This window comes from Streptomyces sp. sk2.1 (genome assembly GCF_008120935.1).
In the GTDB taxonomy this organism is placed as follows: Bacteria; Actinomycetota; Actinomycetes; order Streptomycetales; family Streptomycetaceae; genus Streptomyces.
Map to the genome: position 1 here is coordinate 74,706 of NZ_RDBO01000071.1, position 18,945 is coordinate 93,650.

An 18,945-nucleotide genomic window follows, 5' to 3' on the forward strand; every position below is an offset into this window, starting at 1 on the left:
ACGGCCCCGACCACGGAAGCCGCCATCGAAACACTCCAGGGCCAGCTCTGGGCCTGAGCACCGACGGGCCACCGGCGGATCACCGGAACCGAGACCGTCACCAGAGCCGGGACCGTCACCGGGGAAGACCCGCACCACATCCGTCCGCCTGGCGGGCCGGGGTGTTCGGCCCGCCAGGCGGACGGATGTGGTGCGGGTCTTCCCCGGTGACGGTCCCGGCTCTGGTGACGGTCTCGGTTCCGGTGATCCGCCGGTGGCCCGTCGGTGCTCAGGCCCAGAGCTGGCCCTGGAGTGTTTCGATGGCGGCTTCCGTGGTCGGGGCCGTGTAGACGCCCGTCGACAGGTACTTCCAGCCGCCGTCCGCGACGACGAAGACGATGTCGGCCTGCTCCCCCGCCTTGACGGCCTTGTTCCCCACGCCGATCGCCGCGTGGAGTGCGGCGCCGGTGGAGACGCCCGCGAAGATTCCCTCCTGCTGGAGGAGTTCGCGGGTGCGGGTGACGGCGTCCGCCGAGCCGACGGAGAAGCGGGTGGTGAGGACGGAGGCGTCGTACAGCTCGGGCACGAAGCCCTCGTCGAGGTTGCGCAGGCCGTAGACGAGGTCGTCGTAGCGCGGCTCCGCGGCGACGATCTTGACGTCCGGCTTGTGTTCGCGCAGGTAGCGGCCGACGCCCATGAGCGTCCCCGTGGTGCCGAGGCCCGCCACGAAGTGGGTGACGGAGGGGAGGTCGGTGAGGATCTCGGGGCCGGTGGTGGCGTAGTGGGCGCCCGCGTTGTCCGGGTTCCCGTACTGGTAGAGCATGATCCAGTCCGGGTGCTCGGCGGCCAGCTCCTTGGCGACGCGTACCGCCGTGTTGGAGCCGCCCGCCGCCGGGGACGAGATGATCTCGGCGCCCCACATGGCGAGCAGGTCGCGCCGTTCCTGGGAGGTGTTCTCCGGCATGACGCACACGATGCGGTAGCCCTTGAGCTTGGCCGCCATGGCGAGCGAGATGCCGGTGTTGCCGCTGGTGGGCTCCAGGATGGTGCAGCCGGGGGTCAACCGGCCGTCCTTCTCCGCCTGTTCGACCATGTGGAGCGCGGGGCGGTCCTTGATCGAGCCGGTGGGGTTGCGGTCCTCCAGCTTGGCCCAGATGCGGACGTCGTCGGAGGGGGAGAGCCGCGGGAGGCGGACGAGGGGAGTGTTCCCCACGGCCGCCAGCGGGGAGTCGTACCGCATCAGCGCATTCCGCCGGCGACGGCCGGGAGGATCGTGACGCTGTCGCCGTCGCTCAGCTTGGTGGAGATGCCGTCGAGGAAGCGGACGTCCTCGTCGTTGAGGTAGACGTTCACGAAGCGGCGGAGTTCGCCGCCGTCGACGATGCGCTCACGGATGCCGTTGTGGCGGCTGTCCAGGTCCGTGAAGAGGTCGGCGAGGGTCTCCCCGTTGCCCTCGACGGCCTTGGCGCCGTCGGTGTAGGTGCGGAGGATGGTCGGGATGCGGACCTCGATGGCCATGGCGTGGGCTCCTGTCGGAAGCGGGGAAGTGGCGTGGGGCGCGCGGCTCTGCCCCCGCGCGGGGGTTGGTGCGTACGTGCGGTGCTCGGGCCGCGGCCCGGCTCAGACCTCGCGGTCGGCGGGCGGGCGGCTCGTACAGATCGCGCTGGAGAGCCTGCACAGGTCGACGTGCAGCCGCGCGACGAGCAGCATGCCCGGCGTCTTGTCGCTCACGTCATGGAGAACCATGCGCTCATCGTATCGATTCCCGGTCCGCAATCCCGAGTGTGATCTCACATGACGGATGGGTGGCGTTCGGCAGGTGGACGATCTGTGTCGTCCCGGGTCCGCCGGGCCGCCGGGCGACTCCCGTCCCGGCGGCCGGGCGGGGCGGTCAGGCGACCTCGTACGCCTCGACGACCTCGACGTCCTCCTCGGTGATCACGCCGTCGACGATGCGGTACGAGCGGAACTGGAAGGGGCCCGCGTCGTCGGTGTCCGCCGTGGAGACGAGGACGTAGTGGGCGCCGGGTTCGTTGGCGTAGGTGACGTCGGTGCGCGAGGGGTACGCCTCGGTCGCCGTGTGGGAGTGGTAGATGATCACCGGCTCCTCGTCGCGGTCGTCCATCTCGCGGTAGAGCTTGAGGAGGTCGGCCGAGTCGAACTCGTAGAAGGTGGGCGAACGGGCGGCGTTGAGCATCGGGATGAACCGTTCGGCGCGGCCGGTCCCGGCCGGCCCGGCGACCACGCCGCACGCCTCGTCGGGGTGGTCGGCGCGGGCGTGCGCGACGATCTGGTCGTGGAGCGCCTGGGTGATGGTCAGCATGGCGCCAGGATAGGCCGCGGGCCATGGCGTACCGAGATCTGATACACCACGGCCCGAATGGCGGACACGACCGTTGGGGCGTCCGGCTTCCGCGGGGGCGGAGGGGATGCCGGAGGTCTCGGAGCGTCCGGCAGCGGGTGTCGCAGGGCTCGCCGCCGGGCGCTCTCAGTTCCCCGTGGGGGTCCTCCGCCTCCCGCCCCTCGCGGGCGCCGCGCCGCCGGCCTCGGGCCGGGCCTTCGCGAACGCCCCGCCCTCCGGGTTGCGGGCCCTGAGGACCAGGTACGAGACGCCGAGGAGGGCGGCCCAGAGCGGGGCGCAGTACAGCGAGATCCTGGTGCTCGGGTCGATGCCCATCATCACCACGACCACCGCGATGAAGGCCAGCGCGAAGAAGCTGGTGAACGGGGCGCCGGGGGCCCGGAAGTCCGAGCGCGGGAGCAGTCCGCGGTCGGCGAGGCGCCGGTAGCGGATCTGGCAGACGAGGATCATGATCCAGGCCCACATGCCGGAGATGGTGGCGAAGGAGACGACGTAGGTGAAGGCGTCCCCGGGCCACTGGTAGTTGATCCAGACGCCGACGAGCATCAGGGCGGCGGAGAAGGTCGTGCCGACGAGCGGGGTGCCGCTCCGGGTGAGCCGGGTGAAGAGCTCCGGGCCCTGGCCGTTGAGCGAGAGGTCGCGGAGCATGCGGCCGGTGGAGTACATGCCGGAGTTGCAGGAGGAGAGGGCCGCGGTCAGCACGACGAAGTTGACGATGCCGGCGCCGACGCCGAGGCCCATCTTCTCGAAGGCGGCGACGAACGGCGAGACGTCCGGCCGGAACACGGACCACGGGACCACGGAGAGGATCATGACGAGGGCGCCGACGTAGAAGACGGCGATGCGCCACGGCACGGTGTTGATGGCCTTGGGCAGCACGGTCCTCGGGTCCTTGGACTCGCCCGCGGTGACGCCGACGAGTTCGACGGCGAGGAAGGCGAACATCACGATCTGCAGGGTCATCAGGGTGCCCTTGATGCCGTGCGGGAAGAAGCCGCCGTCGGCCCAGAGGTGGGTGACGGAGGCGGTTCGACCGGCGTCGGAGAAGCCGAGGGTGAGGATTCCGGCGCAGATGAGGATCATGCCGACGATGGCGGTCACCTTGACCATGGAGAACCAGAATTCGAGCTCTCCGAAGAGTTTCACGGAGATCAGGTTCACCCCGTACAGGACGATCGTGAAGAACAGCGCCGACGTCCACGGGGGGATGTCGAACCAGAACGTCATGTACTGGGCGGCCGCGGTGACTTCGGTGATTCCGGTGACGACCCAGAAGAGCCAGTAGGTCCAGCCGGTGGCGAATCCCGCGAAGGGGCCGACGAATTCGCGGGCGTACTCGGAGAAGGAGCCCGAGACCGGCCGGTACATGAGGAGTTCGCCCAGTGCCCGCATGATGAGGAAGATGACCAGGCCCGCGACGGCGTAGGCCAGGATCAGGCTGGGCCCGGCCTTGGCGATCGCCTTTCCCGCGCCGAGGAAGAGCCCGGTGCCGATGGCTCCGCCGATGGCGATCATCTGGATCTGGCGGGCGCCGAGGGCCCGCTGGTATCCCTCGCCCACCGGCCCGGTGGACTCGTCCCGTGCGGCCGGCCGGCCGCCTTTCCCCTCGTCGATCTGCGCCGATGTCATGTGCTGCGCCTTTCGCCGTGCCCGCCCACCGGGAATTACGTGGCGGTCAGCACAAGGAAAAGCGGATGAAGGCATCCCGTCTCAGCGACAAGGACCATTCGGGTGAGGTGTTCGCCGTCCCGTTCCGACGGCGCGCGGGGCATCCGGCGTCACTCCGGCATCAGCGTTTCCACGAGGGTCTCCTGGAGCCCGCCGAGCCAGAGGTAGGCCATGACCATCGGCTTGCGCGGGTCGCTGTCGGGCAGCCGGTAGAGCGAGCCGGCCTCGCCCTCGTCCTCCTCGGAGACCTCCAGGCGGGTGCCGATGGTGAGCCGGAGGTCGTTGAGGGTGCCGAGCCAGTTGCGGCACTCGTCGGCGGTGAGTTCGAGCACGGCGCCGCCGTTCCCGGCGGTCGTGAGCGCGTCCAGGGTGCGTACGACGACGAGGGCGTCGTCGCGCTTGCGGGCGCGCAGGTCGTTCTCGGTGAAGCGGCGGAACTCGGCGGAGGCGGCGCGCAGTTCGCCGTCCTCGTCGCCGTACGCCTCGGGGAAGAGGCGGGCCAGGGCGGGGTCGGCGGGCGGTTCGCTGGGCCCTTCCGCGAAGAGCGCGGCGAGCGGGTCCTCGCCCTCGGCGGGCTCGTCGCCGGGGCCGATCAGTTCCAGCAGCTGGACGGCGAGGGAGCGCAGGATCGCGATCTCCACCTCGTCGAGCGCGACGGCCGCGCCGCCGCCTGGGGTGGCCTCGAAGTGGCCGGCCATGGGTTCTCTCCGATGATGGGGATGATGGGTCGGTCGGTCTGTCGGGCTGTGCGGTGCGAACCCTGCGGTGCGGGGCCGGCGGCGCGCGTGCCTCGGCGCCCCGGCGGGCCCCGCCGGACCGGCCCTAGTTGCGGTCCTGCGTGAGGGTGGCCCACAGCCCGTAGCCGTGCATGGCCTGGACGTCGCGTTCCATCTCCTCGCGGCTGCCGCTGGAGACGACGGCCCGCCCCTTGTGGTGGACGTCCAGCATCAGCTTGTGCGCCTTGTCCTTGGAGTAACCGAAGTACGCCTGGAAGACATAGGTCACATAGCTCATGAGGTTGACCGGGTCGTTGTGCACCAGCGTCACCCAGGGCACGTCAGGCTCGGGGACGACGAGGCTCTCCTCGGCCGATTCGGGGCGCTCGATCTCTGTAGGGGCGACACTCACCCACCCCATGCTGCCACCCGGGAGGGGTCATCGCACAAACGACCCGAGATCTCGTCACTTTGACGAAATAGGGGTAGCATCCGGAACATGAACTCTGCGGACCTTGGGCGTCGGGTCGGTGTGCCGTCGACCGCGCTCTTCACCGACCAGTACGAGCTCACGATGGTGCAGGCCGCGCTGAAAGCCGGCACGGCCGATCGGCGCTCGGTCTTCGAGGCGTTCACGCGCCGGCTGCCCGAGGGGCGGCGCTACGGCGTCGTCGCGGGCATCGGACGGGTGCTGGACGCGGTGGAGAACTTCCACTTCGACGACGAGATGCTCACCTTCCTGCGCGAGCAGGAGGTCGTCGACGGGCCCACCCTCGCCTGGCTGGCCGACTACCGCTTCAGCGGTGACATCTGGGGCTACCCGGAGGGCGAGGTGTACTTCCCCGGCTCGCCGATCCTGCGGGTGGAGGGCTCCTTCGCCGAGTGCGTGCTGCTGGAGACGGTGATCCTGTCGATCCTCAACCACGACTCGGCGATCGCCGCCGCGGCGTCCCGGATGTCCACGGCGGCGGGCGGGCGCGGCCTGATCGAGATGGGTGCACGCCGCACCCATGAACTGTCGGCGGTCGCGTCGGCGCGCGCCGCGTACATCGGCGGCTTCAACACCACGTCCGACCTGGCGGCGGGCTTCCGCTACAACATCCCGACCGTCGGGACGAGCGCACACGCCTTCACCCTGCTCCACGACACCGAGCGCGACGCGTTCCGGGCCCAGGTCGACTCGCTGGGCCGGGGCACGACGCTGCTGGTCGACACGTACGACGTCGCCGAGGCGGTCCGTACGGCGGTCGAGATCGCCGGTACCGAACTGGGCGCGGTGCGGATCGACTCCGGCGACCTGCTGCTGGTCGCGCACCGGGTGCGCCAGCAACTGGACGAGCTGGGCGCCACCGGGACGAAGATCGTGGTGACCTCGGACCTGGACGAGTACGCCATCGCCTCGCTGGCCGCCGCGCCGGTCGACGCGTACGGGGTGGGCACGCAGCTGGTGACCGGCAGCGGGCACCCCACCTGCTCGATGGTCTACAAGCTGGTCGCCCGCGCCGGGTCCGCCGATCCGGCGGAGCCGCTGCGCCCGGTGGCCAAGAAGTCGCTCGGCGCGAAGTCGTCGGTGGGCGGTCGCAAGTGGGCCGCGCGCCGCCCGGACGAGCACGGGGTGGCCGAGGCCGAGGTGATCGGCACCGGGCCCGTACCGGTGGAGCTGGCCGACCGGCAGCTGCTGGTCGAGCTGGTCAAGGGCGGCGAGGTGGTCGCCCGCGAGCCGCTGGACACGGCGCGCGACCGGCACGTCGCGGCGCGGGCGGGGCTTCCGCTGTCGGCGCTGCAGCTGTCCCGCGGGGAGCCGGTCATCCCCACGGAGTACGTCTGACGGGGCCGCCCGGGGCGGCGGCCGGGCCCGTCCGGCCGCCGCCCCTCCCCCGTGACGCCGCGAGAGGCCCGGTGCCGACCCCTCGCCCGGGCGGGCCCCGAGTATCTAGGCTCGAAGCCCCGGGGCCGCGAATCCCCCGGCCCGGGACCCCGGGAATCCGGGGCCGCAGTCCCCGGCCCGGAACGACGCCCCACGACCGCCGACCGTCCCCCACCTAAGGACACCCGTCATGCACCGCGCCTTGATCGTCGTCGACGTTCAGAACGACTTCTGCGAGGGCGGCAGCCTCGCAGTGGCGGGAGGCGCCGACGTCGCCGCCGCCATCACCGACCTGATCGGCGACTCCCAGCCCGGGTACCGCCACGTGGTGGCCACCCGCGACCACCACATCGACCCGGGCGACCACTTCTCCGCGCAGCCGGACTTCGAGCACTCCTGGCCCGCCCACTGCGTGGCCGGCACGGAAGGGGTCGGCTTCCACCCGAACTTCACCCCCGCGGTCGCCTCGGGGTCGATCGACGCGGTCTTCGACAAGGGGGCCTACGCCGCCGCGTACAGCGGTTTCGAGGGCCTGGACGAGAACGGCGTGGGGCTGGCCGACTGGCTGCGGGAGCACCAGGTCACCGAGGTGGACGTGGTCGGCATCGCGACCGACCACTGCGTACGGGCGACGGCCCTGGACGCGGTCCGGGCGGGCTTCACGACGCACGTGCTGCTCGACCTGACCGCGGGGGTCGCCGAGACGACCACGGAACGGGCCCTGGAGGAGCTCCGCAGGGCGGGCGTGAAGCTGTCCGGCAAGCCGGTGGTCTGACGGGGCCGTCCCGGCCCCGTGAGGGGCTCCGGCCCGGCCCACCCCCGACGAGATCACCGCCGTGCTGCACCACCCCGACGGGCTGCTGTGGCGCGCGAGGCCGGAGCGGGAACAGGAGCTCTGGCACCCGATACGCACCCTGCTGCGCCCGGCGATACCGGCCCGGCGCCCGGCCTGAGGCCGGGGCGGACCCGGCATGTGGCCGGGCCCGGCACGGGGCCGGGCGGACCATGCACGGCGCCGGGCGCAGCAGGGTGCGTATCGGGTGCCAGAGCTCCTGTTCCCGCTCCGGCCTCGCGCGCCACAGCAGCCCGTCGGGGTGGTGCAGCACGGCGGTGATCTCGTCGGGGGTGGGCGGTTCGGCGTTGCCCCGGAGGTAGACGGCGCGCAGGCCCAGATTGCGCAGCCGGGTCAGGGCGCGGGCCCGGTTGGCCGCGTGCACCAGGACCCGGACCGGGGTGCCCGGCCCCGTCCCGTCCGTCGGGCTGGGCAGTGTGATCGCCACCACGACCCTGCCGTTCGGCAACTTGCTGAACCCTCCGCCTGCCATGCTCCGCGCTCCCCCGTGAGACGTCGTGTCAATAAGGATCTGAACAAGACGCACCTAAACACGATCGGCCGCCGCCCGCTAGAGGGCGACGGCCGATCATGCTTTGACCTGCGGTTATGTAAAACTACTTACCCGAAGGACCGACCTTGACGGTGATCGTCGAGCCGTTGCGGGGCTCGCTGATGATCGAGATCCGGGTGTTGGTGTCAGGAACCTGAACGCTTCCGGTCGGGTTCTCCTTGTACCAGTAGGTGCCCTTGCGGTCGTCGAAGACCGGGACGCCGCTCTGCGACTTGATCCGGACCGGAACGTCCGCGTTGTGCAGCGTGAAGCCGTCCGTGCGGTACCAGCTGAACGGGGCGTCGAAGGGCTGGATCTTGTTGCGGATGACCGTGCCGTCGGCCCACTTGAGCGGCTTGGCGTGGGAGTCGACCGGCAGGATCAGACCCTGGCCCGGGTGCTGCGAGACGTTGTTGTCCTTCTGGGACTTGTCCCAGAGCCAGACGAGCAGACCGTTCTGGTACGGGTAGTGCTCGACCCAGTCCGGACGGGTCTTGGAGAAGCCGAAGTTGTACGGGCCGACCTCGAGGGTCTTGTCGTAGCTGACGTACTGGCGGTTCTCCGCGATGTAGTACTGCGGGTAGTCCTTGGTGAACGACTCGCCGACGCGGGAGAAGCCCTTGGCGGTCCAGCCGTTGTCGTCGCCCTCGGCGTTGTCGGTGAAGAGCGCGGCACCGTCGGCGTTGACCGAGATGGTGTCGGCGGCGAAGCCGATGCCGCCCGCGCCGCCGTCGGTGGCGTAGCGGAAGCGGATGTCGATCTTCTTGCCCGCGTAGGCGTCCAGCGAGTACGAGAGCTTCTGGTACTTGCCGGAGACGTCGGTCAGGGCCGGCTTGTCACTGGCGTCGCGCGGGATCGCCTTGCCGTCGGCCGTGCCGTCGATCGCGGTCCAGCTGGTGCCGCCGTTCTCCGACACCTCGGTGTAGAGGTAGTCGTAGTCCTTCTCGATGTCCCACCAGCCCGAGAGGTCCAGGGACGCCTTGGACTTGCCGGTCAGGTCGACCGAGCGGGACAGGGTGTTGCTCAGGTTGTCGCCCATGTCGCTCCACCACTGCTTGGAGCCCTCCGCCGGCTTGGTGACGGCGGTGGTGACGGGCTTCTCGGGCAGCGTGACGACGAGCGCCTGCTTGTTCTTGGTGTTGTACTCGGACACGCCCAGCTTGTGGACGGACTTCGTCGCGGCCTTGGCCTCGGCGAAGTCGAGCCAGCCCAGCTGGAGCTTGTCCCAGGCGGTCATGTCGCCGGGCAGGTCGCCGATCTCGCCCTTGCCCTTGCCGAGCCAGGAGCCGGCCGACATCAGGGACCAGAAACCGACCGAGTTCTCGGCGGTGTTGGTGGTGTCGTACAGGTCGGGCAGGCCCAGGTCGTGGCCGTACTCGTGGGCGAAGACGCCCAGGCCGCCGTTCTCGGGCTGCGCGGTGTAGTCACCGACCCAGATGCCGGTGTCACCGATCTCGGTGCCGCCCGCCTTGTTGTCGGCCGGGCCGGTCGCACCGGCGTTGGTGCCGTAGGCGTACCAGCGGTGGGCCCAGATGGCGTTCTTGCCCTCGGCGCCGCCACCCGCGGACTCGTCCTCACCGGCGTGGACGATCTGGAAGTGGTCGATGTAGCCGTCGGGCTCGTTGAAGTTGCCGTCGTTGTCGAAGTCGTAACGGTCCCACTGGTCGTACTGGGCGAGATCGGCCTTGATCTGCTCCTGCGTACGGCCCTTGGCCTTCTGGTCGGCGGCCCAGGCGTTCACGCCGTCCCGGATCATGTCCCAGGCATTGGCGCAGTTGGTCGAGCCGCAGTAGTTGGAGCCGTAACGGGCCTCGTTGTACGGGACCTTGACCCAGTCGGAGACCTGGCCCTCGACCGAGTAGCGCCCGGAGGACGTCTTCTCGTAGTACGTCTTCAGCGAGTCCTTCCCGGCGCCCTCACCGAAGTAGAGGTCCTGGAAGTGCTCCTGGTTGTAGTCGGCCTGCCAGGCCGTGCTGTTGTCCTTCTTGGGGTCCGGCTTGGCTATCTTGTTGTGCAGCGGGCCGGGCGTGCCGCCGTACTTCGGGACGGCGGGCTCGGGGCCGTCGCCGTCCGGGTCGAACATGGTCGTGTCGTCGACCTTGTCGCCGAACTCCACCAGGATCGTGAAGATCTTGTCGGTCTTCTCCCGGCCGAGCTCGACGTACTTCTTGTCGTCGAGCTTGACGACCTGGGAGCCGCCGCGCTTCGAGATCTTCTTGTCGCCCGCGATGACCTGCTCCAGGGCGGCCTGACGCTGAGCTTCCTGCTGCTCGCTGAACGGGCCCTTCAGGTCGTGCTCGTTGCCCTTGGCCGACCCCGGGTCCCGGCGGTCGACGGTGGTGCTCTTCGCACCCGACGCCTTGTCGTCAGCCTGAGCCGTGGCGAAGGTCGACGCCGTGGCGGCCGTGGCGGCCATGGCCACGACAATCGCGGCAGCGCGAAGCGCCCCTCTGTTTGTGGTCACTTGATGCAGTCCTCCCCGGCACCCGCCGCTGCGGCCGAAAGTGAGGTGGGGCCGCGCGCAGGTACGCGTCACAAGTGACGACATTCGACCGGAGTTACTCGAAAAAAGACAGATCTTGACTTGAACAAGCCAAGTGCACTATGCAGGAGATCGTTTCCGTTATCCGGACGTTCACCGGACGGGCAACCGGCGCGCCGCGGGCCATGGTTGGGGTACGGAATGACTCCGTGCGCCCCCCGTGCACCAGTACCGTGGGTTAGGTCACGCTTACTGCTGGTCCTGCTCGGGCATCCAGCGTCGTAGAGTCGATTGACAGTGCGACCGCGTTGAGAGACTGCCCATCCGATGCCCCGAGGACGGATACCGCCATGCCGCATCCCACTGCCGCACAGTTCTCCTACGGTTCGGTCACCGTCGTCTTCTCGACCCTCGCCATGCTGCTGCTCTCGCGGACGGAGTCGGGCGTCGGCATCGCCGTCATCGGCACCGCGGCACTCGCGCTCGGTCTGCTGGTGGCCGTGACCGTACCCCACCCGTCACGCGCGAAAACAACGAAGCCGGTCCGGACCGGTGCCGCGACCGGTGCGAACCACGACGCGGTCACCGCGGCCATGAAGGCCGAGGGCCTCACCCGCGAGGCGACCGGATCCCCGATTCCCCCGGCCCGCGAGGCCGGGCAGCGCTCCGGGACCCCTGCCGACGGGCAGCCGGCCCGGCATTCGCTGCGGCGCTGAGATCCCGTGCGGGAGCGGGTCCTTCCCCCGCTCACCGCGCCGGGGCAGCGCGACGAGGACGGACACCGGTGTCCGCTCACCGGTCCGTCCCCGGGCCGGGCCCGCCCCCTCTTCCGGCGGCCCGGCCCGGCCCGCCGAACGGAACGGGCCGACCGTTTCGCAGCCCGGTCGGTCCGGTTCGTGGTTGGTCGGTCGGTCAGTCGGTCTGGACGACCACCGTCTTCGCCGCCTTGTCCTGGAGGCCCTGCCGGTACGGCTTGTCCGTGAACATGAGCACGATGTTGATCAGCCACCACAGGCACGGGCAGCACAGCAGTGCCGGCAGCCACAGCACCACGGCCCGCAGGAACGACGTCCCGGTGTCCGGCACCCGGCCGTCGTCGAGCATCGCGACCCGCAGTTTCATGAGCCGCTTGCCGAGGGTCCGGCCGTCCTTGTGCGTGAAGTACGTGTCGTACGCGACGTAGGCGACGAGGCCGATCAGCGACCACACCAGCTGGTGCCCGCTGTACGTCTGGTTGAAGACGTTGCCGTCGTCGTCCGTCACCTCGACGACTCCGCCCCACGGCAACGAGATCAGGTACAGCGGGATCGAGATGATCAGGAAGTCGACCAGCCGGGCCAGGATCCGCTTACCGGGCTCGCCGAGCGGCGGCATGCCCGCCAGCGGGTCCGCGCCCCCGTACGGGCCGCCACCGCCGTAGGGGCCGGGATCGTACGGCGGCGGGGGCGGAGCACTGTCGTACGGCGAGCCCGACGGCGGCGACGGTTCCTGCGGCTTCTTGCGGAACGGGTCGTCCTCGGGCGGCTGACCGGACGTCGGCTGATCGTTGCTCATGGGGGCAGTGCACCCCGGCCCCGGGGCCCCCGCAACGGCTCAGGTGCGTTCGGGCGAACGGGGCGCCCCGGCGGTCCTCACCCGATGGGCCGTCGGCCGTGGGAGCGGTCCGGGCGCCCCCACGAGGCCCCGTCAGCCCGCGACGAAGGTGTGTGCCGCCTTGTCGTGCCAGCACTGGCGCCACGGCTTGTCGATCAGGCACCACAGCACTTCGACCACTCCGATCACGAGGAGTCCCAGCACGCCGTAGACCAGCCAGCGGCGCAGCGCGGCGCCGAAGGACGGGGGCTCGTGGGACTCGATGTCCCGTACTTCGAGCCCGCAGAGCTTCTTGCCGAGCGTGCGGCCCCACTTCGCCGTCGGCAGCGCCTCCAGCAGGACGCCCAGCACGAGGAACGCGCCCAGCACCCCGCCGAACAGGCCGGCCGTGGTGGAGTCGATCAGCCAGACGGTGACCGTCTCGCCGGACAGCTTCGCCGCCTCGATCTTCCCGTCGATGTGCTCCAGGGCCCGCGAGACGAGCGGGAAGCCGACCGCGCCGACCAGCGCCATCAGCACCACGGCGTCGATGAGCCGGGCGGCGAACCGCTTGCCGAGCCCGGCCGGCCTCGCCGCGGCCTGGGCCCGGGCGAGTTGCTGGAACGGGTCGTCGACCGGCGGCTTCCAGGGCACGACGGGCTGGTCCGGCCGGTCGGACTGCGCACCGCCGAACTGCGGCCCGGGCTGCGGAAGCCCCGGCTGTGGAAGTCCCGGCTGCGGGCCCGGCTGCTGGAGGCCAGGCTGCTGGGGCTGTGCCCCGTACTGCTGTCCCGGGAACCGGGAGCCGACGTCCTGCTGCGCCCACGGGGCCGCGCCGCCCTGCGGAACGGGACCGCCGGACTCGGCGGGGGCCGGAGCCGGGACTTCGGGAAAAAATTTTTGGCGGCATCGGAAAGTGGTCCAAAGCCCTGGAGCCGCCCGGGGGCGCACGGGCTTCTGGTAGATGTGGACCCGTCGCATTCATGCCTCGAAGAGATACGGGAACGGTGATGAGCGCCCCAACCCCGGTACCCGGTGACGAGAGCCCCTGCGAGGGCTACTACCCCGACCCGTCCATTCCCGGTTCCGCCCGGCGGGCGGGAGCGGGTTCGCCCCCGCCGAGGGAACGGATCGTCATCGTCCCGTCGGAGGGCGGGGCTCCGGCCTCGCCGCCACTGCCGGTGCCGCTGTTGCCGGGGCGGCCCTGGCGGCCGACCCGGATCGCGACCGTGTTCTCGGGAGCCCCGTCGCCGCCCGCCGCGGCGGGACGCCGCGGGTCCACGGGCGCGCCGTCGGCGGGGGTCCGGACCTCGGGCATCCGGTCGGCCGTGGCCCGGCCCGCGGGCGTACGCGGATCGCGGCCGGGTTCGGCGGCGACGTCCCCGGGCTCCGGCGCCCCCGCCGTCCCACGGCCGTCCTGCCGCCCCGGCTCGTCCGGGCGGCCCATGGTGCCCGACGGGTCGGGGGCGCCGCCCTGTTCGCCGGACCGGCCGGTGCCGCCGCCCCAGGAGACCCGTCGGTCGTGCTCCCCGCCGAAGCCGGTCTGCCGGGAGGCGTCGGCCTGCCAGGCACTCGCCGGTTCGGGGCGGTTGCCCGGGGAGGGCTCCCCGTCCAGGAAGATCGGACCGGTCTCCTCCGCCGGTGCCGGATCCGACGACTGCGCCCGCGGCTGCTGCGACTGGGGCAGGGACTGCGGGCCGGACACGGCTTCGGGGAGCGCCGCGGCCGCCGACCCGCCCTGTTCCGGGGCGGGCCGACTCGTGCCGGGCACCCACGAGGCGCCGTTCCAGTACCGGACGTATCCGGGAATGGACGGGTCGGGGTAGTAGCCCTCGCAGGGGCTCTCGTCACCGGGTACCGGGGTTGGGGCGCTCATCACCGTTCCCGTATCTCTTCGAGGCATGAATGCGACGGGTCCACATCTACCAGAAGCCCGTGCGCCCCCGGGCGGCTCCAGGGCTTTGGACCACTTTCCGATGCCGCCAAAAATTTTTTCCCGAAGTCGCGTAATAGGTGGCGGGGAGTGCGCTCTCTCCTTGTGCGGGCCGGTCATGGGACCGGTCCACAGGCACCGGAAGGACGCACTCATGCACACCGTCGTGGAACGCGAACTGGAACTCAAGCTGGTCCTGTCGCCCGAGCGCAGCATCCCCGTCCCCGCCCGGCTGACGTATCGCACGGAGGACCCGTACGCCGTGCACATCGCCTTTCACATCGGCTCGGACTTCCCCGTCCACTGGACGTTCGCCCGCGATCTGCTGGTCGAGGGCGTGTTCCGGCCGTGCGGTCACGGGGACGTGCGGATCTGGCCGACCAAGGTCGACCAGCGCAACGTGATCTTCGTCGCTCTGACCTCGCCGGACGGGAACGCGCTCCTGGAGGTGCCCTCCGCCCAGGTGGCCGCGTGGGTGGAGCGGACGCTGCGGGTGGTCCCGCCCGGCACGGAGGCCGAGCGGCTCGGCATCGACGAGGGCCTCGCCGAACTGCTCGCCCCGCTGCCGGCCGACGACCTGTGGCTGCGCGACCCGTGGCCGTCGGACGAGTCGCAGGACGGCGACGCGTGAGGGAGTCCGGAGGGGAGCACGGAAGAGGGCAGTACGGACGGGAGCGCGGGCGGAGGTGTCCTGCCGCCCGCGCTCCCGGAACGGCGCCGCACCGCCCCGTGCCGCGCGTCCCTCAGAACACCTTGCCGGGGTTGAGCAGTCCCAGCGGGTCGAACGCCTGCTTGATGCCCCGGTGCACTTCGACGCCCACCTCGCCGAGTTCGCGTGCGAGCCACTCCTTCTTCAGGACGCCGACGCCGTGTTCGCCGGTGATCGTGCCGCCGAGTTCCAGGCCGAGCGCCATGATCTCGTCGAAGGACTCGCGGGCCCGCCGGGACTCGTCGGCGTCGGTGTGGTCGAAGCAGACGACGGGATGGGTGTTGCCGTCGCCCGCGTGCGCGCAGACGCCGATGGTGAGGCCGTGCTTCTCGGCGATGGCCGCGGTGCCCTCCACCATCGCGGCGAGCTTCGAGCGCGGTACGCAGACGTCGTCGATCATCGTGGCCGAACTGACGGTCTCCAGCGCGGTGAGCGCCGTCCGCCGGGCCTGGAGCAGCATCTCGGACTCGGCCGTGTCCTCCGCCGGAACCACCTCGGTGGCGCCCGCGGCGGTGCACAGTTCGGCGACGGCGGCCAGGTCGGCCGACGGGTCCGGGGTGTCGAAGGCGGCGAGCAGGAGCGCCTCGGTGGTGTCGGGAAGACCCATGCCGGTCAGCCGGTTGACGGCCCGGACCGTGGTGCGGTCCATCAGTTCGAGGAGTGACGGAGTGTGACCACGCTCCATGATCCGGCAGACCGCGTCGCAGGCGGTCGCCGCACTCGGGAACTCGGCGGCCAGCACCAGCTGCCGCGGCGGCCGGGGCTTCAGCGCGAGCACGGCCCGGACGACGATGCCGAGGCTGCCCTCGGAGCCGACGAAGAGCCGGGTGAGGTCGTATCCGGCGACGCCCTTGGCGGTGCGACGACCGGTGGTGAGCAGGCGGCCGTCCGCGAGGACGACGTCGAGCCCCAGTACGTACTCGGCGGTGACCCCGTACTTCACGCAGCACAGACCGCCGGACGCGGTGCCGATGTTGCCGCCGATGGTGCACATCTCCCAGCTGGAGGGATCCGGCGGGTAGTAGAGGCCGTGCTCGTCGACCGCCCGGGACAGCACCGCGTTGATCACCCCGGGTTCGACGACGGCGATCCGGTCGACGGGGTTGATCTCCAGGATCCGGTCCATCTTCACCAGGGACAGCACGATGCAGCCGTCGGAGGCGTTGGCCGCGCCCGACAGGCCGGTACGCGCTCCCTGCGGAACCACCGGGACGCGCAGGGCAGTCGCGGTGCGCATGACGTGCTGGACCTGTTCCACGGTGCGCGGGAGCACGACGACGGCGGGCGTGCCGGCGTCGCAGAAGCTCGCCATGTCGTGGGCGTACGAGGCCGTGACGTCCGGGTCGGTGATCAGTGCGTCGGCGGGCAGGCCCGAGCTCAGTCGTTCGAGAAGACCGTTCATGATCCAAGCGTGGCATCCGGGCCCATTGGTGTGAACCCGTCTGCGGCAGCCCCAGCAAGGCGCAGTGTGTTCTTATTACTGACGCACTGATCACCGACCCGGACGTCACGGCCTCGTACGCCCACGACATGGCGAGCTTCTGCGACGCCGGCACGCCCGCCGTCGTCGTGCTCCCGCGCACCGTGGAACAGGTCCAGCACGTCATGCGCACCGCGACTGCCCGCAGGGGGGCGTCTGCGGACGTGACACCTGGAGGGTGAACTGTCACGTTCTTCACGAGGGGGTGTCTCCCCCGGGCGCCGGGCGGGTGTTCGCCCGCCCGGCGGACCGACGGTCAGAGGTTTCCGCGCTTCTCCTGCTCGCGCTCGATCGCCTCGAACAGGGCCTTGAAGTTGCCCTTGCCGAAGCCCATCGAGCCGTGGCGCTCGATCATCTCGAAGAAGACGGTCGGGCGGTCCTGGACCGGCTTGGTGAAGATCTGCAGCAGGTAGCCGTCCTCGTCGCGGTCGACGAGGATCTTCAGCTCGCGCAGGATCTCCACCGGCACGCGGGTCTCGCCCGCCCACTCGCCGAGGGTGTCGTAGTACGAGTCGGGGGTGTCCAGGAACTGGACGCCCGCCGCGCGCATCGCCCGCACCGAGGCGACGATGTCGTTCGTGGCGAGCGCGATGTGCTGGACGCCCGCACCGCCGTAGAACTCCAGGTACTCGTCGATCTGGGACTTCTTCTTGGCGATCGCCGGCTCGTTGATCGGGAACTTCACCTTGAGGGTGCCGTCGGCGACGACCTTCGACATGAGGGCGGAGTACTCGGTGGCGATGTCGTCGCCCACGAACTCCTTCATGTTGGTGAAGCCCATGACCTTGTTGTAGAACTCGACCCACTCGTTCATCCGGCCGAGTTCCACGTTGCCGACGCAGTGGTCGATGGCCTGGAAGAAGCGCTTGGCGGGCGGCTCGACCATCGGGTCGGCGGCGACGAACCCGGGCAGGTACGGGCCCTCGTAACCGGAGCGCTCCACCAGGGTGTGGCGGGTCTTGCCGTACGTGGCGATGGCGGCGAGCACGACGGTGCCGTGCTCGTCCTTCACCTCGTGGGGCTCCTCGATGCCGCGGGCGCCGTGCTCGACCGCGTACGCGTAGGCCGCCCGGGCGTCCGGGACCTCGATGGCCAGGTCGACGACGCCGTCGCCGTGCTCGGCGACGTGGTCGGCGAGGAAACGGCCCCGGTCGGTGGCCGCCTTGATGACGGAGGTGAAGACGAAACGGGCCGAGCCGTTGGTCAGTACGTAACTCGCCGTCTCACGGCTGCCGTTCTCCGGTCCGGAGTAGGCGACCAGCTTCATTCCGAAGGCCGTCGAGTAGTAGTGCGCGGCCTGCTTGGCGTTGCCGACGGCGAAGACGACCGCGTCCATTCCCTTGACCGGGAAGGGGTCGGCCTGCCGGGCAGTGTCGGGGGTGGTGTGCAGAGTCTCAGTCATGTTCGAAGGCTCTCGCCGCTCCGCAAGGTGCGCAACAGTTCGCGGATCCACTGGTCAATCTGTACAGCGGTTGGGGATGATGACCGGGCTATCTGTACATGATGACCATCGTTTCGACCTTCCGGGAGATGACTCATGGCGATCGATCGACTGGACGGCAGACTCATCGTGCTGCTGGCCCGCGAACCCCGCATCGGGGTGCTGGAGGCGTCGCGCAGACTCGGTGTGGCACGGGGCACCGTGCAGGCCCGCCTCGACCGGCTTCAGTCGAATGGCGTCATCCGCGGTTTCGGCCCGACCGTCGATCCGGCTGCGCTCGGATACCCCGTCACGGCGTTCGCGACGCTGGAGATCAAGCAGGGTCAAGGAGCCGATGTACGGGCCCACTTGGCCGGTGTGCCGGAGGTGCTGGAGCTGCACACCACCACCGGGCACGGCGACATGCTGTGCCGTCTCGTCGCGCGTTCCAACGCCGATCTCCAACGGGTGATCGACCGGGTTGTCGGTTTTGATGGCATCGTCCGGGCCTCCACGGCGATCGTCATGGAGAACCCGGTCCCGCTGCGGGTCATCCCGCTCGTCGAGCAGGCCGCGGAGGACGACGACTGAGCCGAGGGGTGGCGCGTGAGCTTCTGGGAGTATCTGGGCAACCGGCACCAACAGCTGCTCACCGACGCGTACCAGCACGTCAGCGCCGTGTTCCAGTGCATGGTCATCGCCACCGTGCTGGGCGTCCTGATCGGGGTCGTCACCTATCGCAGCGGATGGGCCGGGTCGCTGGCCATCACGTCCACGGCGACGATCCTCACCATCCCCTCCCTCGCCGCGATCGGTCTGCTGATCCCGCTGGTCGGCCTCGGGGTCGCGCCCACGGTGATCACCCTGACGCTGTACGGGCTGCTGCCCATCGTCCGCAACTCCATCGTGGGGCTGCGCGGGGTCGATCCCGCGCTGGTCGACGCGGCGAAGGGCATCGGGATGTCGCGCCCGGCCCAGCTGTGCCGGATCGAACTGCCGCTCGCCTGGCCGCCGATCCTCACCGGCATCCGGGTCTCCACCCAGATGCTGATGGGCATCGCCGCCATCGCCGCGTACGCCTCGGGCCCCGGTCTGGGCAACGAGATCTTCCGCGGCATCGCCTCGCTGGGCAGCGCCAACGCGCTCAACCAGGTCCTCGCGGGCACGCTCGGCATCGTCGTCCTCGCCCTGCTCTTCGACGCCGCGTACGTACTGCTGGGGCGGCTCACCATCCCGAGGGGGATCCGTGTCTGAGTCCCACGGGGCATCCGCGTCCGGGGCCGCCGGCAGAAGCACGACCGCTTCCGGGAGCACCGCGGACGACGGAGGTGCGGCCGCCGACGGCGCGACGGCGAAGACCGCTTCCGGGGCC

At 70.4% G+C, this 18,945-nt stretch carries 18 protein-coding genes and 3 pseudogenes; 7 read left to right on the plus strand and 14 right to left on the minus strand.

Annotated features, from left to right (window positions below; genetic code table 11):
* Positions 1 to 268: 268 nt before the first annotated feature.
* The 7 genes from EAO76_RS25125 to clpS all read right to left on the minus strand — a co-directional run bounded on the left by EAO76_RS25125 (position 269) and on the right by clpS (position 5,146).
* Positions 269 to 1,219, minus strand: coding sequence for a PLP-dependent cysteine synthase family protein (locus EAO76_RS25125; protein ID WP_148838184.1), 951 nt, complete (start codon positions 1,217 to 1,219; stop codon positions 269 to 271).
* Complete coding sequence (locus tag EAO76_RS25130) at positions 1,219 to 1,497, minus strand: MoaD/ThiS family protein (RefSeq protein ID WP_148838185.1); 279 nt, start codon at positions 1,495 to 1,497, stop codon at positions 1,219 to 1,221. Before EAO76_RS25130 ends, EAO76_RS25125 begins: the two co-directional genes overlap by 1 nt.
* A 102-nt stretch (positions 1,498 to 1,599) precedes the next feature.
* Positions 1,600 to 1,725 (minus strand): putative leader peptide, encoded by a 126-nt coding sequence (locus EAO76_RS46615; RefSeq protein WP_262375755.1) that lies wholly within the window; start codon positions 1,723 to 1,725, stop codon positions 1,600 to 1,602.
* A gap of 145 nt (positions 1,726 to 1,870) precedes the next feature.
* Positions 1,871 to 2,302, minus strand: coding sequence for a Mov34/MPN/PAD-1 family protein (locus EAO76_RS25140; RefSeq protein ID WP_148838187.1), 432 nt, complete (start codon positions 2,300 to 2,302; stop codon positions 1,871 to 1,873).
* A gap of 165 nt (positions 2,303 to 2,467) precedes the next feature.
* A complete protein-coding gene (locus EAO76_RS25145; protein ID WP_148838189.1) occupies positions 2,468 to 3,970 on the minus strand; it encodes an amino acid permease in 1,503 nt (500 codons plus the stop codon).
* Positions 3,971 to 4,119: 149 nt separating this feature from the next.
* Entirely contained in the window at positions 4,120 to 4,707 is a 588-nt protein-coding gene (locus EAO76_RS25150) for a DUF2017 domain-containing protein (RefSeq protein ID WP_148838191.1), read from the minus strand.
* Between the two features lie 124 nt (positions 4,708 to 4,831).
* Complete coding sequence (gene clpS, locus EAO76_RS25155) at positions 4,832 to 5,146, minus strand: ATP-dependent Clp protease adapter ClpS (RefSeq protein ID WP_093900291.1); 315 nt, start codon at positions 5,144 to 5,146, stop codon at positions 4,832 to 4,834.
* Positions 5,147 to 5,224: 78 nt separating this feature from the next.
* Between clpS and EAO76_RS25160 the strand changes: the two genes are divergently transcribed.
* Both EAO76_RS25160 and EAO76_RS25165 read left to right on the plus strand, forming a co-directional pair.
* Positions 5,225 to 6,553 (plus strand): nicotinate phosphoribosyltransferase, encoded by a 1,329-nt coding sequence (locus EAO76_RS25160; RefSeq protein WP_148838193.1) that lies wholly within the window; start codon positions 5,225 to 5,227, stop codon positions 6,551 to 6,553.
* A 229-nt stretch (positions 6,554 to 6,782) separates the two neighbouring features.
* Positions 6,783 to 7,367: an isochorismatase family protein gene (locus tag EAO76_RS25165; protein WP_148838195.1), complete on the plus strand. Its 585-nt coding sequence runs from the start codon at positions 6,783 to 6,785 to the stop codon at positions 7,365 to 7,367.
* 229 nt (positions 7,368 to 7,596) lie between these two features.
* Here the strand turns inward: EAO76_RS25165 and EAO76_RS46620 are convergent.
* Positions 7,597 to 7,917, minus strand: a pseudogene (locus EAO76_RS46620) (hypothetical protein); the annotation flags it as partial.
* A gap of 124 nt (positions 7,918 to 8,041) precedes the next feature.
* On the minus strand, positions 8,042 to 10,441 hold the full coding sequence (locus EAO76_RS25175; RefSeq protein WP_148838196.1) for an immune inhibitor A domain-containing protein: 2,400 nt from the start codon (positions 10,439 to 10,441) through the stop codon (positions 8,042 to 8,044).
* Between the two features lie 368 nt (positions 10,442 to 10,809).
* Here EAO76_RS25175 and EAO76_RS25180 point away from each other — a divergent pair, with 368 nt between their 5' ends.
* Complete coding sequence (locus EAO76_RS25180) at positions 10,810 to 11,175, plus strand: hypothetical protein (protein ID WP_148838198.1); 366 nt, start codon at positions 10,810 to 10,812, stop codon at positions 11,173 to 11,175.
* A gap of 196 nt (positions 11,176 to 11,371) precedes the next feature.
* On the opposite strand, the gene EAO76_RS25185 is transcribed toward EAO76_RS25180, so the two are convergent.
* The 3 genes and pseudogenes from EAO76_RS25185 to EAO76_RS47355 form a co-directional block, all read right to left on the minus strand.
* Positions 11,372 to 12,013: an RDD family protein gene (locus EAO76_RS25185; RefSeq protein ID WP_148838200.1), complete on the minus strand. Its 642-nt coding sequence runs from the start codon at positions 12,011 to 12,013 to the stop codon at positions 11,372 to 11,374.
* Between the two features lie 132 nt (positions 12,014 to 12,145).
* A pseudogene (locus tag EAO76_RS47350) lies at positions 12,146 to 12,922 on the minus strand (RDD family protein); the annotation flags it as partial.
* Between the two features lie 169 nt (positions 12,923 to 13,091).
* Positions 13,092 to 13,907: a DUF2510 domain-containing protein gene (locus EAO76_RS47355; RefSeq protein ID WP_316248372.1), complete on the minus strand. Its 816-nt coding sequence runs from the start codon at positions 13,905 to 13,907 to the stop codon at positions 13,092 to 13,094.
* 211 nt (positions 13,908 to 14,118) lie between these two features.
* Between EAO76_RS47355 and EAO76_RS25195 the strand changes: the two genes are divergently transcribed.
* Positions 14,119 to 14,595, plus strand: coding sequence for an SsgA family sporulation/cell division regulator (locus EAO76_RS25195; protein WP_148838202.1), 477 nt, complete (start codon positions 14,119 to 14,121; stop codon positions 14,593 to 14,595).
* Between the two features lie 112 nt (positions 14,596 to 14,707).
* Here EAO76_RS25195 and EAO76_RS25200 read toward each other — a convergent pair whose 3' ends face one another.
* Positions 14,708 to 16,075, minus strand: a complete 1,368-nt coding sequence (locus EAO76_RS25200) for an FAD-binding oxidoreductase (RefSeq protein WP_148838204.1) — start codon at positions 16,073 to 16,075, stop codon at positions 14,708 to 14,710.
* A 74-nt stretch (positions 16,076 to 16,149) separates the two neighbouring features.
* On the opposite strand from EAO76_RS25200, the pseudogene EAO76_RS25205 reads away from it, so the two are divergent.
* A pseudogene (locus EAO76_RS25205) lies at positions 16,150 to 16,302 on the plus strand (FAD-binding oxidoreductase); the annotation flags it as partial.
* 107 nt (positions 16,303 to 16,409) lie between these two features.
* On the opposite strand, the gene hppD reads toward EAO76_RS25205, so the two are convergent.
* Complete coding sequence (hppD, locus tag EAO76_RS25210; protein ID WP_148838206.1) at positions 16,410 to 17,555, minus strand: 4-hydroxyphenylpyruvate dioxygenase; 1,146 nt, start codon at positions 17,553 to 17,555, stop codon at positions 16,410 to 16,412.
* A gap of 135 nt (positions 17,556 to 17,690) precedes the next feature.
* Between hppD and EAO76_RS25215 the strand changes: the two genes are divergently transcribed.
* Positions 17,691 to 18,164, plus strand: a complete 474-nt coding sequence (locus tag EAO76_RS25215) for an Lrp/AsnC family transcriptional regulator (protein ID WP_148838208.1) — start codon at positions 17,691 to 17,693, stop codon at positions 18,162 to 18,164.
* A gap of 15 nt (positions 18,165 to 18,179) precedes the next feature.
* Positions 18,180 to 18,827: an ABC transporter permease gene (locus tag EAO76_RS25220; RefSeq protein WP_148838210.1), complete on the plus strand. Its 648-nt coding sequence runs from the start codon at positions 18,180 to 18,182 to the stop codon at positions 18,825 to 18,827.
* Positions 18,828 to 18,945: the final 118 nt, after the last annotated feature.